This is a genomic window from Streptomyces sp. DH10 (assembly GCF_029813805.1).
GTDB lineage: Bacteria > Actinomycetota > Actinomycetes > Streptomycetales > Streptomycetaceae > Streptomyces > Streptomyces coeruleofuscus.
This window is the reverse complement of sequence record NZ_JARVKU010000011.1, coordinates 145,510-162,272: the sequence shown is the minus strand read 5'-3', so window position 1 is coordinate 162,272 and position 16,763 is coordinate 145,510. Positions and strand designations below refer to the sequence as shown.

At 73.2% G+C, this 16,763-nt stretch carries 16 protein-coding genes; 7 read left to right on the top strand and 9 right to left on the bottom strand.

Going from position 1 to position 16,763, the window contains the following annotated elements; genetic code table 11:
- Positions 1-15 precede the first annotated feature (15 nt).
- Entirely contained in the window at positions 16-930 is a 915-nt protein-coding gene (locus QC385_RS23315) for a DUF3626 domain-containing protein (protein WP_279543277.1), read from the top strand.
- Here QC385_RS23315 and QC385_RS23310 read toward each other — a convergent pair.
- Positions 870-1,520: a helix-turn-helix transcriptional regulator gene (locus QC385_RS23310; protein WP_279543276.1), complete on the bottom strand. Its 651-nt coding sequence runs from the start codon at positions 1,518-1,520 to the stop codon at positions 870-872. The genes QC385_RS23315 and QC385_RS23310 overlap by 61 nt on opposite strands.
- 146 nt (positions 1,521-1,666) lie before the next feature.
- On the opposite strand from QC385_RS23310, the gene QC385_RS23305 reads away from it, so the two are divergent.
- The 3 genes from QC385_RS23305 to QC385_RS23295 all read left to right on the top strand — a co-directional run bounded on the left by QC385_RS23305 (position 1,667) and on the right by QC385_RS23295 (position 6,197).
- The gene (locus tag QC385_RS23305) at positions 1,667-4,849 is read left to right on the top strand and encodes a bifunctional cytochrome P450/NADPH--P450 reductase (RefSeq protein ID WP_279543275.1); all 3,183 of its coding nucleotides are present in this window, start codon (positions 1,667-1,669) and stop codon (positions 4,847-4,849) included.
- Between the two features lie 30 nt (positions 4,850-4,879).
- Entirely contained in the window at positions 4,880-5,857 is a 978-nt protein-coding gene (locus QC385_RS23300; RefSeq protein ID WP_279543274.1) for a phosphotransferase family protein, read from the top strand.
- Positions 5,858-5,918: 61 nt separating this feature from the next.
- Positions 5,919-6,197, top strand: a complete 279-nt coding sequence (locus QC385_RS23295) for a hypothetical protein (RefSeq protein WP_279543273.1) — start codon at positions 5,919-5,921, stop codon at positions 6,195-6,197.
- Positions 6,198-6,302: 105 nt separating this feature from the next.
- On the opposite strand, the gene QC385_RS23290 is transcribed toward QC385_RS23295, so the two are convergent.
- The 4 genes from QC385_RS23290 to QC385_RS23275 all read right to left on the bottom strand — a co-directional run bounded on the left by QC385_RS23290 (position 6,303) and on the right by QC385_RS23275 (position 11,430).
- Positions 6,303-7,331: an SDR family oxidoreductase gene (locus QC385_RS23290; RefSeq protein ID WP_279543272.1), complete on the bottom strand. Its 1,029-nt coding sequence runs from the start codon at positions 7,329-7,331 to the stop codon at positions 6,303-6,305.
- A gap of 302 nt (positions 7,332-7,633) precedes the next feature.
- Positions 7,634-8,812: an FUSC family protein gene (locus tag QC385_RS23285; RefSeq protein WP_279543426.1), complete on the bottom strand. Its 1,179-nt coding sequence runs from the start codon at positions 8,810-8,812 to the stop codon at positions 7,634-7,636.
- A gap of 859 nt (positions 8,813-9,671) precedes the next feature.
- The gene (locus tag QC385_RS23280) at positions 9,672-10,337 is read right to left on the bottom strand and encodes an HAD family hydrolase (RefSeq protein ID WP_279543271.1); all 666 of its coding nucleotides are present in this window, start codon (positions 10,335-10,337) and stop codon (positions 9,672-9,674) included.
- A gap of 52 nt (positions 10,338-10,389) precedes the next feature.
- On the bottom strand, positions 10,390-11,430 hold the full coding sequence (locus QC385_RS23275) for a PHP domain-containing protein (RefSeq protein WP_279543270.1): 1,041 nt from the start codon (positions 11,428-11,430) through the stop codon (positions 10,390-10,392).
- Between the two features lie 121 nt (positions 11,431-11,551).
- On the opposite strand from QC385_RS23275, the gene QC385_RS23270 reads away from it, so the two are divergent.
- Both QC385_RS23270 and QC385_RS23265 read left to right on the top strand, forming a co-directional pair.
- Positions 11,552-12,361 (top strand): SDR family oxidoreductase, encoded by an 810-nt coding sequence (locus tag QC385_RS23270; protein WP_279543269.1) that lies wholly within the window; start codon positions 11,552-11,554, stop codon positions 12,359-12,361.
- Positions 12,362-12,427: 66 nt separating this feature from the next.
- Complete coding sequence (locus tag QC385_RS23265; protein WP_086852042.1) at positions 12,428-12,664, top strand: hypothetical protein; 237 nt, start codon at positions 12,428-12,430, stop codon at positions 12,662-12,664.
- Positions 12,665-12,745: 81 nt separating this feature from the next.
- Here QC385_RS23265 and QC385_RS23260 read toward each other — a convergent pair whose 3' ends face one another.
- From QC385_RS23260 to QC385_RS23245, 4 genes are all read right to left on the bottom strand, one after another.
- A complete protein-coding gene (locus tag QC385_RS23260) occupies positions 12,746-13,279 on the bottom strand; it encodes a VanZ family protein (RefSeq protein ID WP_279543268.1) in 534 nt (177 codons plus the stop codon).
- A 113-nt stretch (positions 13,280-13,392) separates the two neighbouring features.
- The gene (locus QC385_RS23255) at positions 13,393-14,055 is read right to left on the bottom strand and encodes a DUF4230 domain-containing protein (protein WP_279543267.1); all 663 of its coding nucleotides are present in this window, start codon (positions 14,053-14,055) and stop codon (positions 13,393-13,395) included.
- Between the two features lie 135 nt (positions 14,056-14,190).
- Positions 14,191-14,571: an anti-sigma factor antagonist gene (locus QC385_RS23250; RefSeq protein WP_279543266.1), complete on the bottom strand. Its 381-nt coding sequence runs from the start codon at positions 14,569-14,571 to the stop codon at positions 14,191-14,193.
- Between the two features lie 189 nt (positions 14,572-14,760).
- Positions 14,761-15,198 (bottom strand): MarR family winged helix-turn-helix transcriptional regulator, encoded by a 438-nt coding sequence (locus QC385_RS23245; RefSeq protein WP_279543265.1) that lies wholly within the window; start codon positions 15,196-15,198, stop codon positions 14,761-14,763.
- A 103-nt stretch (positions 15,199-15,301) separates the two neighbouring features.
- On the opposite strand from QC385_RS23245, the gene QC385_RS23240 reads away from it, so the two are divergent.
- On the top strand, positions 15,302-16,756 hold the full coding sequence (locus QC385_RS23240; protein WP_279543264.1) for an aldehyde dehydrogenase family protein: 1,455 nt from the start codon (positions 15,302-15,304) through the stop codon (positions 16,754-16,756).
- Positions 16,757-16,763 lie beyond the last annotated feature (7 nt).

The window sequence follows — 16,763 nt, the reverse complement described above, 5'->3', positions numbered from 1 at the left end:
AAGACGGGGGAGCCAGTGGATTTTCCTGAGGTCGCGTCCGCACGGGCACGTACGGCGCTGCGCCATGTGGCGGTCGGCTCGTCGGGTCCCGCCGTCGACGCGGAATTGCGGATCACACTGAACTTCCACCCGGACCGGCCGGCGGGCGGCATGCCCATCCTCGTGGCGCTCGCCCGGGACGGCGCCTACCACTCGCAGTTCGTCACCGGCACCAGCAACGGCGGCCTCACGGCCCGCCCCGGCGGCGACCGGTGGCACTGGGAGAGCCGGATCTTCGGCGGGGCGTACGACGAAGCGGCCGCCCACGAGCGGCCCGTCTACGGCGCCCTGAACTTCCGCCGGCAAGTGGTCGGCGCGGCGCCGCGCTTCGGCTCCGCCCACTTCCGGCTGCGCGCCGGCGCCGTGGCCCGCGCCACGTTCTGCTACCCCGACAGCGCCGCCGAGCCGGCCGACTTCGGCGTGGCGGCCGGCATGTCGCTCATCGCGCTGGCCGAGGCGGACGAGCAGGACGCCCTCGACGACTACATCGAGGCGCATGTGCACGGAGGCGTCGAGCTCGCCCGGGACGTGGAGGCGCTGGTGCTCGACGCCTGCTACCGCGGCACACCGGTCGAGACAGCGGCCCGGCGCCTGCCCTGCCCCCTCGAATGGCACCCCGGTTACCGGCTCACCGTGGCCGGGCTGCGGCGCCACGCGGACTACCGCGGCCCGGAGTACGCGGAACTGGGCGCGCGGATCGCCCGGGACGGCCTGATCGACCCCAGGGCCATCGGCGACGCCGCCCGGACGGGTCGGTACGAACTACAGCACCTGAAGATGGTGTGGCACACCCTCGCCCGCTTCGGAGCCCCGGAGGGAGCGGGCACCGCCTACTCCGCGGCCGGGGCCTCCGGCGGCCAGACCCCCGGTGTGAGCACGCCCAGCGCATAGGCGCGGGCGACCAGTTCCGTGCGGTTGGTGGCGTGCCAGCGGGAGGACAGGCGGCGCAGGTGGTAGGTGACGCCGTCGGTCGTGAGGCCGGTCTCGCGGGCGGCCCGGGCCGTGGTGGCGCCGGAGGCCAGCAGGGCCAGGATGCGGGCCTCCACGGGGGTGACCCGGGCCTGTCCGGCGGGCGGGGCGGGGGAGGGGGCGCGTTCGCCGTCCACGCGCAGCATCACCAGCAGCGCCGGTGTGTCCTCCACCGTGTCGCTCACCGGGTCCGCCGTCAGCTCCCCGTACCGCTCCGCGCCGCCGGGCGCCCGCCAGCGCACCGACACCTGGTAGCGCGAGCGGTGCCGCAGGCGCAGGGCCTGGGCGATGCGCTCCACCTGCGTGGCCTCCCGCGGGCTGAACAGGTCCAGGACGTCACGGCCGCGCAGCCGCCCCGGCGTCGTACCGCACTCCGCGGCCATCGCCGGATTGGCCAGCAGTACCGCGCCGTACACGTCGCACACCGCGACCGGCATCGCCACCCGGTCGAAGAGGAGCAGGGCGCGGTTGCGCCATGTCACGGCCTCCTGCCGGGCCTGGTCCACGAGCATCTCCTGCCACGCCGGGCCGCCCCCGCGCAAGGGCGACGCGTCTGCATGTACTACACAATCATGTAGGGCCGCGGCACGGCCCGCAGGGTCCCGTGGATCACGCTGGATCGCAGTACATCCGTACCGCGAAAGGCAGTTGTCGCGTCATGCGCCCCACCGCACAGACCCCCCGGCCCGCAGACGTCCTCCCCGGCGTCCCCGTCGCCGACATCTCCGGCACCGGACCCGGCGACGCGCCCGTCCAGCAGGCCATGGACCTGATGCGCGAGCACGGGCCCGTGTTCGTGCGGCGGCTGTACGGACGCGACACCCTGTTCGTGGGCGACCTGGACCTCGTGGCCGAGCTTTCGGACGAGCAGCGGTTCGCCAAGCACATCGGGCCCGGTCTGGAGAACGTCCGCGAGTTCGCCGCCGACGGCCTGTTCACCGCGTACAACGACGAGCCCAACTGGGCCAAGGCGCACGACATCCTCATGCCGGCCTTCGCGCTCGGCTCGATGCGGACCTACCACCCCGTGATGCTGAAGGTGGCCCGCCGGCTCATCGCCTCCTGGGACCGCGACGCCCGCGCCGGGCAGCCCGTCGACGTGCCCGGCGACATGACCCGCATGACGCTCGACACCATCGGACTGGCCGGCTTCGGCTACGACTTCGGCTCCTTCGAACGGGCCGAGCCGCACCCCTTCGTCGAGTCGATGGTCCGCTGCCTGGAGTGGAGCATGACCCGCCTCGCGCGCGTCCCGGGCCAGGACTACTCGGCGCAGGACGCCGCCTTCCGCGACGACTCCGCCTATCTCGCCCAGGTCGTCGACGACGTCATCGCCGCCCGCACCGGCACCGACCAGAGCCAGGCCGACGATCTCCTCGGCCTCATGCTCACCGCCGAGCACCCCGCCGACGGCAGCACGCTCGACACCGCCAACATCCGCAACCAGGTCATCACCTTCCTGATCGCCGGCCACGAGACCACCTCCGGCGCCATGTCCTTCGCCCTGTACTACCTCGCCAAGCACCCCACCGCGCTCCAGCTGGTGCAGCGCGAGGTCGACGAGCTGTGGGGCGACGCGGCGGACGTCGAGCCGGCGTACGACGAGATCGGCCGGCTGACCTACACGCGCCAGGTCCTCAACGAGGCGCTCCGGCTGTGGCCCACGGCCGCCGTCTTCGCCCGGGAGGCCCGCGAGGACACGCTGCTCGGCGGCCGCATCCCGCTGCGCGCCGGGCAGTCCGCCCTGGTGCTCACGCCGATGCTGCACCGGCAGCCCGTGTGGGGAGACAACCCCGAGCTGTTCGACCCCTCGCGCTTCACGGCCGAGGCGGAGGCGGAGCGCCCGGTGCACGCCTTCAAGCCGTTCGGCACCGGTGAGCGCGCCTGCATCGGACGGCAGTTCGCCCTGCACGAGGCGACCATGCTGCTGGCCATGCTCGTCCACCGCTACCGGCTGAGCGACCACGCCGGCTACCGGCTCCACGTCAAGGAGACCCTCACCCTCAAGCCCGAGGGCTTCACCCTCACGCTCACCCCGCGCACGCCCGCCGACCGTGTCCACGCCCCGCTGCCCGGCGCCGCCCCGGCCCAGGACGCCCGGTCCGACGCACCACAGGGCCTCCCCGCCCGCGTCCGCCCCGGCACAGCCGCCCTCTTCCTGCACGGCAGCAACTACGGCACCTGCCGCGACTTCGCCGGCCGGCTCGCCGACGAGGCCGCCGCCATCGGCTGCGAGACCCGGGTGGCGCCCCTGGACGCCTACGCCGGCGGCCTGCCCACCGACCGGCCCGTCGTCATCACGGCCGCCTCCTACAACGGCCGCCCCACCGACGACGCCACCGCCTTCGCCGCCCGGCTGGAGGAGACCCACGACCTGTCCGGCGTGACGTACGCGGTCCTCGGCGTCGGGGACCGCAACTGGGCCGCCACCTACCAGCACGTCCCCACCCGGATCGACGAGCGGCTCGCGGAGTCCGGCGCCACCCGGCTGCTCGCCCGCGCCGCCGCCGACGCCTCCGGCGACCTCACCGGCACGGTGCGGGAGTTCACGACGGCCCTCCGCGTCGCCTTGCTGGAGGGTTACGGCGACCCGGACGCCACGACCCCGGACCCCGAGCCCACCACCTCCTACGAGGTCCGCGCCCTGACCGGCGGCCCGCTGGACGCCCTCGCCGAACGGCACGAGCTCCTCCCCATGCGGGTCACCGAGGCGCACGACCTCACCGCGCCCGGCTACGCGCGCCGCAAGCGGTTCCTCCGCGTCGCACTCCCGGACGGCGTCACCTACCGCACGGCCGACCACCTCACCGTGCTGCCCGCCAACCACCCGGACCTCGTCACCCGCGCCGCCGCCGCGCTCGGCGTCGACCTCGACACCGTCCTGGACATCCGCGCCACCCGCCCGCGCCGCGACGGAATCGCCGTCGACCGCCCCGTGACGGTACGACAGCTCCTCACCCACCACGTGGAGTTGCAGGAGCGCCCGAGCGCCGGGCAACTGGCCGCGCTCGCCGCCGCCAACCCGTGCCCGCCCGAGCGCACGGCCCTGGCCGCCCTCGCCGGCGACCCGCGCACCCTCGTGGAGATCATCGAAGACCACCCGGCCCTGCGCGGCGCCCTGGACTGGCCGCGGCTCCTCGACCTCCTCACCCCGCTGCGCCCCCGCCACTACTCCATCTCCTCCTCACCCGCCGTGGATCCCGCTCACGTGGACCTGATGGTGTCGGTGCTGGAGGCACCGGCCCGCTCGGGCCGCGGCGTCTACCGGGGCACCGGATCCGGCCACCTGGCCGGCGTCGAGCCCGGCGACACGGTGTACGCGCGCGTGCAGCCGTGCCGGGACGCCTTCCGCATCGACGCCACCGGTGGACCGGCGCCGGTCGTCATGATCGCGGCCGGCACCGGCCTCGCCCCGTTCCGCGGCGCGATCGCCGACCGTACGGCCGCCCTCGCCGCAGGCTCCGAACTCGCCCCGGCCGTCTGCTACTTCGGCTGCGACGCGCCCGACGCCGACTTCCTGCACGCCGGCGAACTGCGCGCCGCCGAGGCCGCCGGAGCCGTCTCCCTGCGCCCCGCCTTCAGCGACGCCCCCGAGGGCGAGGTGCGGTTCGTGCAGCACCGCATCGCCGCCGAGGCCGAGGAGGTCTGGGCCCTGCTGACCGCCGGAGCGCGCGTGTACGTCTGCGGGGACGGTTCGAGGATGGCTCCCGGGGTGCGGGAGGCGTTCCGTACGCTGTACCGCAAGCACACGCCGGGCGCCGACGAGACGGCCGCCGAGCAGTGGCTCGACGGGCTGGTCGCGGACGGGCGTTACGTCGAGGACGTGTACGCGGCCGGCTGACCGAAGGCGAAGCGGAGGGGTGGGCGCACGGTGGTGGACTCCTGGGAACGGGCCCGGCACATCCTCGAGGTGGCGGGCCTGGACCCCGGCCGCCTCGCCCACCTCGCCCCGCTGACCGGCGGCACGTACAACACCGTCGAGGAACTCCGCCTCACCGACGGCACCCGCTACGTGCTGAAGATCCCGCCCGCGGCGGCCACCCCCGGCCTCCGCCACGAGCGCCGGCTCCTCGTCTCGGAGGCTGAGTTCTACCGCTCGGCCGCCCGCGCCGGAGTCCCGGCACCGCGGCTGGTGTCCATGGGCGACGACTTCCTGCTGATGACGGCCTGCCCGGGGGCCCCGTGGGACGACTCGCTCACCGGCACGGAACAGACCGCACTGCGCACCGAACTGGGCCGCCGGACGGCCCGGCTGCACCGCGAGACGGGCCCTGGCTTCGGCTACCCCTCCGGCGCCCTCGGCCCGCTCGCCCCCGACTGGCGGACCGCGTTCACGACGATGTTCGACGCCGTCCTCGACGACGCCCGGCGCTACGGGGCGCGGCTGCCCCGCCCCGTCGACGCGGTGGCCCGTACCGCCCGGTCCGCGTACGGGGCCCTCGACGAGGTCACCGTCCCGTGCCTCGTGCACTTCGACCTGTGGCAGGGCAACATCATGGTCGACCGCTCGGCCGGAGACGCCCGCATCGGCGGCCTGATCGACGGGGAGCGCATGTTCTGGGGCGACCCCCTGGGCGACTTCGTCTCCCTGGCGCTGCTGGGCGACATCGAGCAGGACGAGGCGTTCCTGGCGGGCTACCGGGAGGCCGGCGGCCAGGCCGGCTTCGACACCCCGGCCCGCCTCCGACTGGCCCTGTACCGCGCCTACCTGTACCTGATCATGCTCACCGAGACGGTGCCGCGCGAGGTCGGAGAGGAACAGGAACGCTGGGTGCAGGACCGGGTCGCTCCGGAACTCGTCGCGGCCCTGGACGAGATCGAGGAAACTCTTCGGGTGACACCGCGCTGAGGTTTCGCAGGTCACGGCGGAGGTACTCGCGTGGCGCCCGGACGACTGAAGGGAGCACGCCGTGACCGACCACCGCCTCGACGCACCCGGCGAGAACGGTGAGCCCGTGCCGCGGGACATGCCGGACCAGCAGGCCGACGCCGGCGAGGACCCGTGGGAGGTCGCCCCGCGCTTCACGGGCACCGGCAAGGACCGGAAGGACGACGAGAACGAGGCCGAGGCCGACGAGCCCGCCGGCGATGTCCCCGACACGGACGAAGCGGGGACGGGACGGCAGGGAGTGCCGCGCTCGGGGACCGTCCACCCGGAGCATCCGGAGCCGGACGAGTCCTCCGCCTGAGCGCCGTCAGCGCTCCGGCGGTCCGAGTGCCGATGGCCGCAGCCGACTGTGGGGGCCGGCTGCGGCCATCGGCCGTCTTGGCAGGGGTCGTGCAGGGCCGAGCGGTCAGCCCACCTTGCGACCCCGCATCGGTTCCGTCCGTGCGCCCCCGCCCTGCTGAAGGCCCTGGAGGAACTCCTCCAGCACCTCCGTCGCCGTACGCTCCGGCCGCCAGCCGAGTTCCGCACGCGCACGCGTGCAGTCCATCAGGGGCAGCCGCAGCACCGCGTCGAACAGGTGCGGGGAAGCGGGCAGCAGGTGCAGGCCCCAGGCGGCGGCGATCGCCGAACGGGCCGCGGTGCGCGGCAGCCGTACCGGGCGCGCACCGAGCATCTCGCCCAGCACCTGCGCGTCGACCGGCTGCTCGGCCGCCAGGTTGAAGGCGCCCCGGGCATCGGAGCGCACGGCCAGCCGGTACGCGTTCGCCGCGTCGTCCGTGTGCAGTGCCTGCACCCGCAGCCCCGGGATGTCGGGCAGGAAGGGCAGGAGCTCCGGGCGGGCCAGCGGGCCGGGCAGGAAACGCCCGCCGAAGATCCGGCGCTGCTCGCTCGCGGACTCCCACTTGAAGAGGAAGGCGGGCCGCATCCGCACCACCCGCGTCTCGGGGTGGTCGCGCTCGAACGTGTCCAGCGCCCGCTCCAGATAGGCCTTCTCCCGGCAGTACGCGGCGTCCGGCCAGCCGTGCGTCGGCCACGACTCGTCCACCGCCCGGTCCTTCGGACCCGGCGAGTACGCGCCGACCGACGAGGCGTGCACCAGCGCCGGCACACCCGCGGCGGCCACCGCGTCGAAGACCCGCATGCTGCCCAGCACGTTGGTGCGCCAGGTCGCCGCCGGGTCGTGCGTCGGCTGGAACGCCCAGGCCAGATGGACCACCGCGTCGGCGCCCTCGAACTGCTCGGTCAGATCGGACTGCTCGGAGGCCAGGTCGACCGCCGACCAGTCCGTCTTCGGCGGCGACCAGTCGGGGATCCGCCGGGCCAGGCCCAGCACGGAGGCGACCTCCGGATCCTCCGAGAGGAGGCGCACCACGCTGGTGCCCACGTTGCCGGTGGCGCCCGTGACCACGATCCTCATGCCCGTTCCGCTGCTCACCATCTGCTCCTCTCGGCCGCGACCGTCCTCGGAGGATGACCGAGTACCCGGGTCGCGCCGATTGCACGTGGGCAGAGGAAAGCCCCGGCCGGACGGGGGAATCACGGCCGGGGCGGCTCAAGAGGTGGGCACGGATGGCGGTCGCCTCTCGGCGAAAGGCTCCACAGGGCTTCAGCCGAACGATCGTCCCTGTGGGCGAATGGTGAGGCCCGGGGACACTGTCCCATCCGCACCCACGTGTTGTTCAACGGGGAACCACTTCTGGGTGTTCCGGGCTCGGGCCTCTCTCGCGGTGATGTGTGTCACTGGCGCTCGTGCTCCGGAAGGACCTCCGCCCACAGGTTCTCGGCCTGGAGCAGCAACGTGCCGAGCACCGCCGTGTGCTCGGCCCCCATCCCGGCGTGCTCCCGCAGCCTGTCCTGCAAGTACCGGTGCAGCTCCCGCATCCTCTCGTCCCTCTCGTCGCCCCGGCAGGCGTCAACGCTGCCGTCGACTAACCGGTCGGCCTCCGCGTCGCAGGCGTCCCCGATCAGCTCCAGCAGCTCCGCGTACGAGCGCAGGGTCCGGGCCTCGGGCGTCGCGGGCGTGCGGCTGTCGTCCACGGCCACCGCCAGCGCCCGGGTCAGGGCGGTGACGTGCCCGGTGACACGGCCGAGGCGTTCGTCCTCGTCCGGCGGCGGCAGGGGCATGTGCGGAACGCGGTGCAGGGCGCGCAGCGGGCCGTAGGTCAGGCGCAGACTCTCCTGGCTCCAGCGGCGCGCCGAGCGCAGCGCGTCGAGGCAGCGTTCCAGCTGCGCCGAGGCGTTGAGCCAGCCGGCGGCGGTCTGCGCGTCCCAGTCACCGTGGCGCAGGTCATCGGCGATGGAGCGCAGAACGTCACCCGATTCCCGGGCGAGGGTCGACAGGTTCTCCCGGACGTCCCGCAGATGGATCGGCGGGAGGACGAGCGCGTTGACGGCGACGCCGATCAAGGCGCCGAGCGCCGCCTGCCCGATGCGGTGCCCGACGCCGGACAGGCCGACCGCGCCCGAAGTGAGGGTGAACAGGGCCGTGGTCGCCGCGTAGATGCCCTGGTCGCCGAAGCGAGGCCAGTTCGAGAGCAGCATCAGCACCGGGACGGACAGGGCGAGCGCGCCCGTCGTGTCACCGGTGAGGGCCAGCGTCGCCGAGGCCAGCACGCTGCCGACGCAGATCGCCCCGAACTGCCGCGCCCCCTGCACCAGCGAGCTGTAGACGGTGGCCTGCACCAGCACCAGCGCCACCCACGGCGCCATCAGCGCCAGCGGATCTCCCATCCAGACGCCGCCCACCAGCCAGGCGATCACCGCCGCCGCGGCGGCCTTCAACGACTGGACGACCAGGTCCCGCTCCCGTCCGGGCCCACGCCAGGCGGCCCGGACGGCCTCCACGGCCCCGCGCGTCTCCCGCCGCACGGCATCCAGCGGCCGCCCGGCACGGACCCCCTGCCCGAGATCCCCCATACGCTCCCGCAGCGCATCGGCGGCCGCCCGGCTGTCCATGACCTTGCCGCCCCGGTCCGGCGGGTCGTCGGCCACCGTGCCGGGTCGCGTCTCCTGGGCGGTCCGGCGGTCGGTCGGCTTGCGGCGCTGGGCTTTCCGGGTCGGGGCGTTGTCCGTTGCCTGGTCGTGGGCCGTCTCCGGAGCTGTCCGGCTGACGGTCGCCTCGTGGGACTGCGTCCCCCGGGCCGACGGCGCGCCGTCCGTCGACTTGCGGGGGCCTGCCTCGCGGGCTGTCCGGCTGCCCGTCTCCCTGCCATGTCCCGTCTCCCGGGGCGCGCGGCCGTGCGGCGCCTCGTCGGGGGGTGTCTTCCGGGTCGTCGGGTTGTCGGTCGTCGTGTCGGGGGGCGTCTCCCGGGTCGTCGTGTCGGCGGGTGTCTCCCGGGTCGCCGGGTTGTCGGTCGTCGTGCCGTGACCCGTCTCTCTGGCCGCGCGGGCGTCCGGTGCCTCGTCGGGGGGTGTCCTCCAGGTCGTCCGGTTGTCTGTCGTCTCGTCGGGGAGCGTCTCTCGGGCCGTCTGGTCGTCCGGCGTCTCGTCGGGGAGTGTCCCTCGGGCTGTCCGATCGTCCGGCGTCTCGTCGGAGGTGGTGCCCCGGGCTGTCCGATTGCCGGTCGTCTCGTCGGGGGCCGTCCCCTCGGCCGTCCGGTTGCCGGTCGTCTCGTCGGGTCGTGTCTCCCGGGCCGGCTGCCCGGTCGGGCGGGCGTCGTTCGCCGCCGCGGCTCCGTTCTTTCGGCGGCCGAAGGTGCGAGCCGCCCGTCGAACCGCTCTCGTCACACGCGTCATGCGCTGCGAGTATCCGCGTGACCGGCGGTTTCACGTCGGCTCATGCGAGCGGACTCTCACGCAGGGACGACAGCAGGTGCGCGGGGTCGGCGTAGATCGCGTCCGCGCCGGACTTCTCCAGGTCGGTGCGCGGGATGCCGCCGCACAGTACGCCGACGCAGCGCACCCCGGCTCGGCTGCCCGCCCGCATGTCCCACACGGTGTCCCCGACGAAGACCGCCCGCTCCGCCGGCACCCCGGCCAGATCCAGGGCGTGCTCGACGGGCTCGGGCGCGGGCTTGCCCGCGTCGACGTCGTCGGCGCTGGCCGTGGCGGTGATGGCGTCGTCCGCGTCGATCGCCCGGCGCAGCGCGCTGAGCTCAGCGCCGCCCGCCGAGGTGGCCAGCACCACGGCCCAGCCGTCACCGTGCAGCCGCCGCAGCAGCGGTCCCGCCTCCGGCAGCGGGGGCAGCCGGTCGAAGTACTGCCCGTACAGCGTCTTGTGGGCGGCGCTGATCGCCGCGTCCTGGTCGGTGTCCCGGTCCTCGCCGAGCAGGTGCGCGACGAGGTCGGTGGAGGCCAGCCCCACGGCCCGGTGGACGGCGTGCATCGGCACGTCGTGGCCCGCCTGGCGGAAGGCCTCCCACCACGTCACGACGTGCAGGTGGTTGGTGTCGACCAGCGTGCCGTCGACGTCGAACACGGCCGCCCGTTCCGCCTTCGCCATGCGTGCGATCCCTTCCTCTACGGCCTGCTCTCAGAGCCGCCCGGGTACCACCTCAGCCGCCCGTCACGCCGGAAGGCACCCGCCGCTCACGGGTCCAGGCCAGCAGTTCGTCCAAGGACCACGTCGTCACCACCCGCTCGGGCGCCACCCCGCACTCCTCCGCCCGCGCGCACCCGTTGATCTGCCAGTCCAGCTGCCCCGGCGCGTGCGCGTCGGTGTCGACGGAGAACAGCACACCCGCGTCCACGGCCCGGCGCAGCAGCCGCCGCGGCGGGTCGAGCCGCTCCGGCCGGCTGTTGATCTCCAGGGCCGTGCCCGTCTCCGCGAGCGCCGCGAACACCTCGTCCGCGTCGAACTCCGACTCCGGCCGTCCCCGCCCCGTCACCAGCCGACCCGTGCAGTGCCCGAGCACGTCCGAGTGCGGATCACGGACGGCCGCCACCATCCGCCGGGTCATCGACCGGGCGTCCATGCGCAGCTTGGAGTGCACCGACACCACCACGACGTCCAGCCGGTCCAGCAGCTCCGGATCCTGGTCGAGCGAACCGTCCTCGAGGATGTCGCACTCGATGCCGGTCAGCAGCCGGAACGGCGCCAAGGTCTCGTTCAGCTCCGCCACCACGTCGAGCTGCTCGCGCAGCCGCTCGGCCGACAGCCCGCGCGCCACCGTCAGGCGCGGCGAGTGGTCGGTCAGCGCCGCCCACTCGTGCCCCAGCGCCGCCGCGGCCCGGCCCATCTCCTCGATCGGGCTGCCGCCGTCCGACCAGTCGGAGTGCAGATGGCAGTCGCCGCGCAGCAGCGCCCGCAGCTGCCCGCCGCCCCGTACGGCCGGCGGCTCCTTCGCCTCGCCCTCCAGTTTCCGCAGATAGCCGGGCACCTCACCGGCCAGTGCCTCCCGCACCACCTGCGCGGTCTTCGGACCGACTCCCTTGAGCGACTCCAGCGACCCGGCGTCCGCCCGCCGCCGCACCTCCTCCTCGCCCAGCTCCTTCAGCGCCCGGGACGCCGTACGGAAGGCGCGTACGCGGTACGTCGGCGCCAGGGACCGCTCCAGCAGAAAGGCGATCCGGTCCAGTGCCTCGACGGGGTCCATCGCCACCTCCACCACAAGGGTTCCCCAGCACCCGGCGGGCCGCACGACGGGCGCGCGGTTTGCCCGGTACGCACCCGGGTACTGCGATGCCTCGTCCCGAACGCGTCGACGAGGAGGCCCCATGTCCGCCCCCACCGCGCCCCGCAGCAAGGCCGCCTTGATCACCGGCGCCGACTCCGGCATCGGCAGGGCCACCGCCGTACGGCTGGCCGAGGCGGGCATGGACGTGGGCATCACCTGGCACAGCGACCACAAGGGAGCGGAGGAGACGGCCGAGGAGGTCCGGGCGCACGGCCGACGGGCCGAGGTCGCCCGGATGGACCTCACCCGGCTGCCCGAGGCCGCCGACACCGTAGACGAGCTGTGCGAGCGCCTCGGCCGTATCGACGTGCTGGTGAACAACGCGGGCACCGGCACCATGACACCCTTCCTCGACCTGGAACTGTCCGACGTGCGCGAGGTTCTCGACGTCGATCTCGTCGGGCCGTTCCTGTGCGGGCAGAAGGCGGCCCGGCACATGATCCGGCAGGGCGACGGCGGGCGGATCGTCAACGTGACGTCCGTCCACGAGCACCAGCCGCGCGTGGGTGCCGCCCCGTACTGCGCCGCCAAGGGCGGTCTCGGCCTGCTCACCCAGGTCATGGCGCTCGAACTCGCGGAGTACCGCATCACCGTCAACGCCGTCGCCCCGGGGGAGATCTCCACACCCATGACCGGGCAGGAGGACACCGACCCGCACACCGAGAGCCGCCCCGGCGTGCCGCTGGGACGGCCCGGCGACGCCCGCGAGGTCGCCGCCGTCATCGCCTTCCTCGCCGGTCCGGACGCCTCCTACGTCACCGGCGCATCCTGGAGCGTCGACGGCGGCATGCTCCGCATGGGCCCGCAGGCCGGCTCGCACCTGACGAGCGACGACTGGCGCCGCCCCTGAGCGGACCGGCTGATCGCGCCGGCGCTTGACTCCGCACTACCGCCGGTTGCGCTCTACGCTCGATGCATGACCGAAAGCGCGAGCCCGTACATATCCCACCCGCGGATCGTGGTGCTCGGGGTGCAGCCGACCACACCGCCGTTCCGGATCGTGGAGATCGACGGCCAGGTGGTCGGGGAGGCCAAGACCGTCACCGACGTACTGGCGGCCGCCGCCGCGTTCGGCATCACGGTCCACGACCTGGACGATCCGGACGTGGTCCGCTGGGTCGGCGGCGACAAGTTCACCTGGACCGTGCACTAGGCCCTGCCCCTGCACCAGGCCCTGCCCCTGCACCAGGCCCTGCCCCTGCCCCTGCCCCTGTACCAATCCCTGCTCGGTGCGCTAGGCCGGCTTCTTCCCCGCCCGGCCGCCGCGCGGCCCGCGCGCATGGACCGCGCGGCTCAGCCGGCGGCCCAGGAGCAGGTAACCGATCAGCGCGCCCGTGGTGTTCAGGATGACGTCGTCGATGTCGAAGGCACGGCCGGTGACCAGCGCGCCCTGGGCGAACTCCACCAGCAGCATGACCACGGCGGTCAGCAGAAGCAGCCGCAGGATGCCGCGGGTGCGCGGGGCGACGACGGGCACGAGGACACCGAAGGGGACGCCCAGCAGGATGTTGCCGCCGATCTGCCGGACGGCGTCGCGCAGTTCCGGCTGGTCGAGATAGGCCTTCAGCGAGCGGCCCGGATGCAGATTGGTGTGGGTCAGGGCCTCCGACGCGGGTGAGGGCTGGAGGGTCAGCCGGGCCAGCACCACGGCGAAGGCCACCATGAACGCGAAGGCGCACAGCATCGCCAGCAACCGGACGGGCAGTGGCAGCGGGCGTCGCTCACGGCCGGAGCCGGCCGTACGGAGACGTGAGGCTGCACCGGCCATTGTGTCCTCCAGTCTTCAACTTCCCTGAGTGATAAGGCGGTTACCCGCAGCCGCGCCGACGATGCCGCCACGGACCGTTCCCGGCCACGGTTTCCCCATGTTTCACGGCACCCTCAGTTCCCGTACGAAACACGTACCTCCTTGAACCCCAGGGAGCGCAGGAGGCCTTCGAGCATGCTCCGGGTGTTGGTCTCGGCGCGGGCGGTCAGCTCGCTCTCCTTCGCCGCGTCGCCGATGTGCCGTACGGCGAGTTTCTGCACGGCCTGTTCGCCGTTGGGGTTGTCCGAGAAGAGGTCGCCGAGGCGGTCGAAGAGACCGCGCTGCTTGGAGACGGCGTAGGAACGGTCGGGGTCGAGGGCCGGCCGGCCCAGTCGTGCGTGGGGCAGCCGGAGCGTGGCGGACGTGCGGTCGCCGTTGACCTGCACGTCGTCGTCGCCGACCTTGCCCAGGTCGACGTAGGCGTCGACGGTGCCCGCACCGACGTACAGGGTGCGGGTGCCGCGGATCGCGTCGGGGAGGAACTTGGCGTCCTTCTCCAGGTCCACGACGACCTGGAAGTTGCCGGAGGCGGCGTCGTAACGGCTGAGGTCCTGGACGGACTTCAGCAGCGCGGGGCCGGACCGGTCATGGGTCTCGGTGCCGAACAGGTCCTTCAGGCCCGGGATCACGCTCAGCCGGATCCCGGCGAAGAACACGACGAGCACCAGCACCAGCGCGCCCACCACCTTCGCCCAGCCGGGCACGCGCCTGGGGAGACGCTTGACGGGAGTCGTCATGCGACGGCCCTCCTTCCTACTGTCCGGATGCCCGCCACGAGCCTTGCCAGACCGGTCGGTTGAGGAGGGGAGGATGTCAGCGGAAGCACGGCAGGGCGCACTCGGCCTCTCACCGGGCCGGACGCCGCCTCCGGCTCACAACGGGCCGGACGCCGCCTCCGGCTGCTCCAGGGCCGCGTCGAGCGTCGGCTGCGGGGGCAGCAGCCGGGACAGGCCGGTGATCCGCAGGACGCGCAGCGTCAGCGGGTGGGCGCAGACGAGGAGCAGCTGCCCGTCCCGGTCGAGCACCCGGCTCCTGGCCCGGTACAGCAGCCGCAGTCCCGAGCAGTCGAAGAACTCGATCCGGCTGAGGTCGATCACGACCCGGGCGGCGCGGCGGTTCGTCTCCCGGTCCAGGTGCGGGGCGATCTCCGTGGCCGCGGCGAGGTCGATCTCGCCGCGGAGCTCCAGCACCGTGTGCCCCCGTTCCTGTCGCACGCGCAGATGCGGGGTGAGCGGTGCAGGTTCCTGCCGCACGACGAGATCGCCTCCAGCCTGCTCCGTGCGTGGGGAGGGGCCGCGGTCCTCAGAACCGTTCCCCGCCCTGCAAGTTACCCTCCAACGAGTGAATTTGAGCATGTTCGATTGACATATGTCTCTGAATTGCGGCCGAGTTGGCCGAGGTTCGCGCCGGGGCGTGCGCGGGCGCGAGCGCCGGCGTCCGGGCTACGACAGAGCCTGCCAAGCCTTGGCGAGACCCTGACGGAACTGCTCGGTCTGGTGTGCGGTGAGGTCGCGCACCATCCGTTCCTCCAGTTCCCGGACGGGCCCGGCATGCCGTGCGAGCAGCTCCCGGCCGGCGTCGGTGAGCAGGATCAGCAGCTCGCGGCGGTTGCGGGGATTGCGCTCCCGGCGTACCAGCCCGCGGCCCTCCAGGGAGCGGACGAGGTCGGCGATGGACTGCGCGGTGACGAAGGAGTCGCGCGCCAGCTGGGCCGCCGACAGTCCGTCGTGTCGCTCCAGCACGGTCAGCGCGGTGTACTGGAGAGCGGTGATCCCGGAGGGTCTGACCAGCTCGTCCAGATGGGAGCGCACGACGAGCTCCACCTGCTTGACCATGTAGAGCAGGGAAGGGGGCGCCTTGGTCACCTGTGCGTCCAGCATGGATGCAGGCTAGACCATTGACAGGAAACCTGTCTGTAATGAGACTGCGAACCAACAGGAATCCTGTTTATTGAAATCTTGGCGACGACGCTGAGGAGCGGCGATGACCACCTTCGAGAGGGAACCCGGCCAGCTGTTCATCGGGGGACAGTGGCGCGAGGCCGCCGACGGGGCGCGCACCGAGGTGGTCGACCCGTCCCGGGGCACGGTCGTCACCACCGTCGCGGAGGCGGGCCCGGCCGACGTCGACGCGGCCGTACGGGCCGCCCGCGAGGCCTACGACGACGGCGCCTGGTCCGGCCTGAGCGGCCGCGAGCGGGGCCGGGTGCTGCACCGCGTCGCCCAGCTGATCCGCGAGAACGCCGACGAGATCGCCGCGCTGGAGAGCCTCGACGTCGGCAAGCCGATCACGCTGTGCGGCGCCGTCGACGTGACGAACGCGGCCAACGACTACGAGTACTTCGCGAACCTCGCGCAGAGCCAGGACGGCGCCCTGCGCGACACCCCCATGAACGCCCTCGCCTACACCAGGCGTGAACCGCTCGGCGTGGTCGCCGCGATCACCCCGTTCAACTTCCCGCTGATCCTCGCCGGCAGCAAGATCGGCCCCGCGCTGGCGGCCGGCAACACCGTCGTCCACAAGCCCGCCGACGAGACCCCGCTGAGCGCCCTGTACATGGCCCGGCTCTTCCAGGAGGCGGGGGTACCCGACGGCGTGGTCAACGTCGTGACCGGCAGCGGGCCGGTGGCCGGCGAGGCGCTGCTGCGCCACCGCGGTGTCGACAAGGTCGCCTTCACCGGCTCCACCGCGATCGGCCGGCACGTGGCGAGCGTCGCCGGCGAGGCCCTCAAGCCCGTCACCATGGAGCTCGGCGGGAACGCGGCCCACCTCGTCTTCGAGGACGCCGATCTGGAGAAGGCCGTTGGCGCGGTCATCAAGGGCTTCGTCTTCAACACCGGTCAGTTCTGCATGGGCGGACCGCGCCTGCTGGTGGCCCGCTCGGTGTACCCGACGCTGCTCGGGATCCTCGCCGATGCCGTGCCCGGCGTGCCGGTCGGCGACCCGCGCGACCCGGCCACGGTCATCGGCCCGATGGCGGCCGAGAAGCATCTGAAGAAGGTCGAGGAGTACGTCGCCCTGGCCCGCAAGGAGGGCGCCCGGATCGTCTGCGGCGGCGAGCGGCTCGACCTGGACGGCGGCTACTACTACAAGCCGACCGTCATCGCCGACCTGTCGAACGACTCCCGCGTGATCCAGGAGGAGATCTTCGGCCCGGTCCTCACCGTGCAGCCCTTCGACGACGAGGACGAGGCCGTCGCCCTCGCCAACTCCACCCCCTACGGCCTGGCCTCGGGCGTCCAGACCACCAACCTCGCCCGCGCGCACCGGGTCGCCGACCGGCTTCAGGCCGGCATCGTCTGGGTCAACGACTGGGCGATGCTCGACCCCGCGGTGCCCTTCGGCGGCGTGAAGGACTCCGGCTACGGCCGCGAGTACGGGCCCGAGGCCCTCGCCGGTTACACCAAGGTCAAGTCCGTCGTCGTCTCGCTCGACTGAGAACACC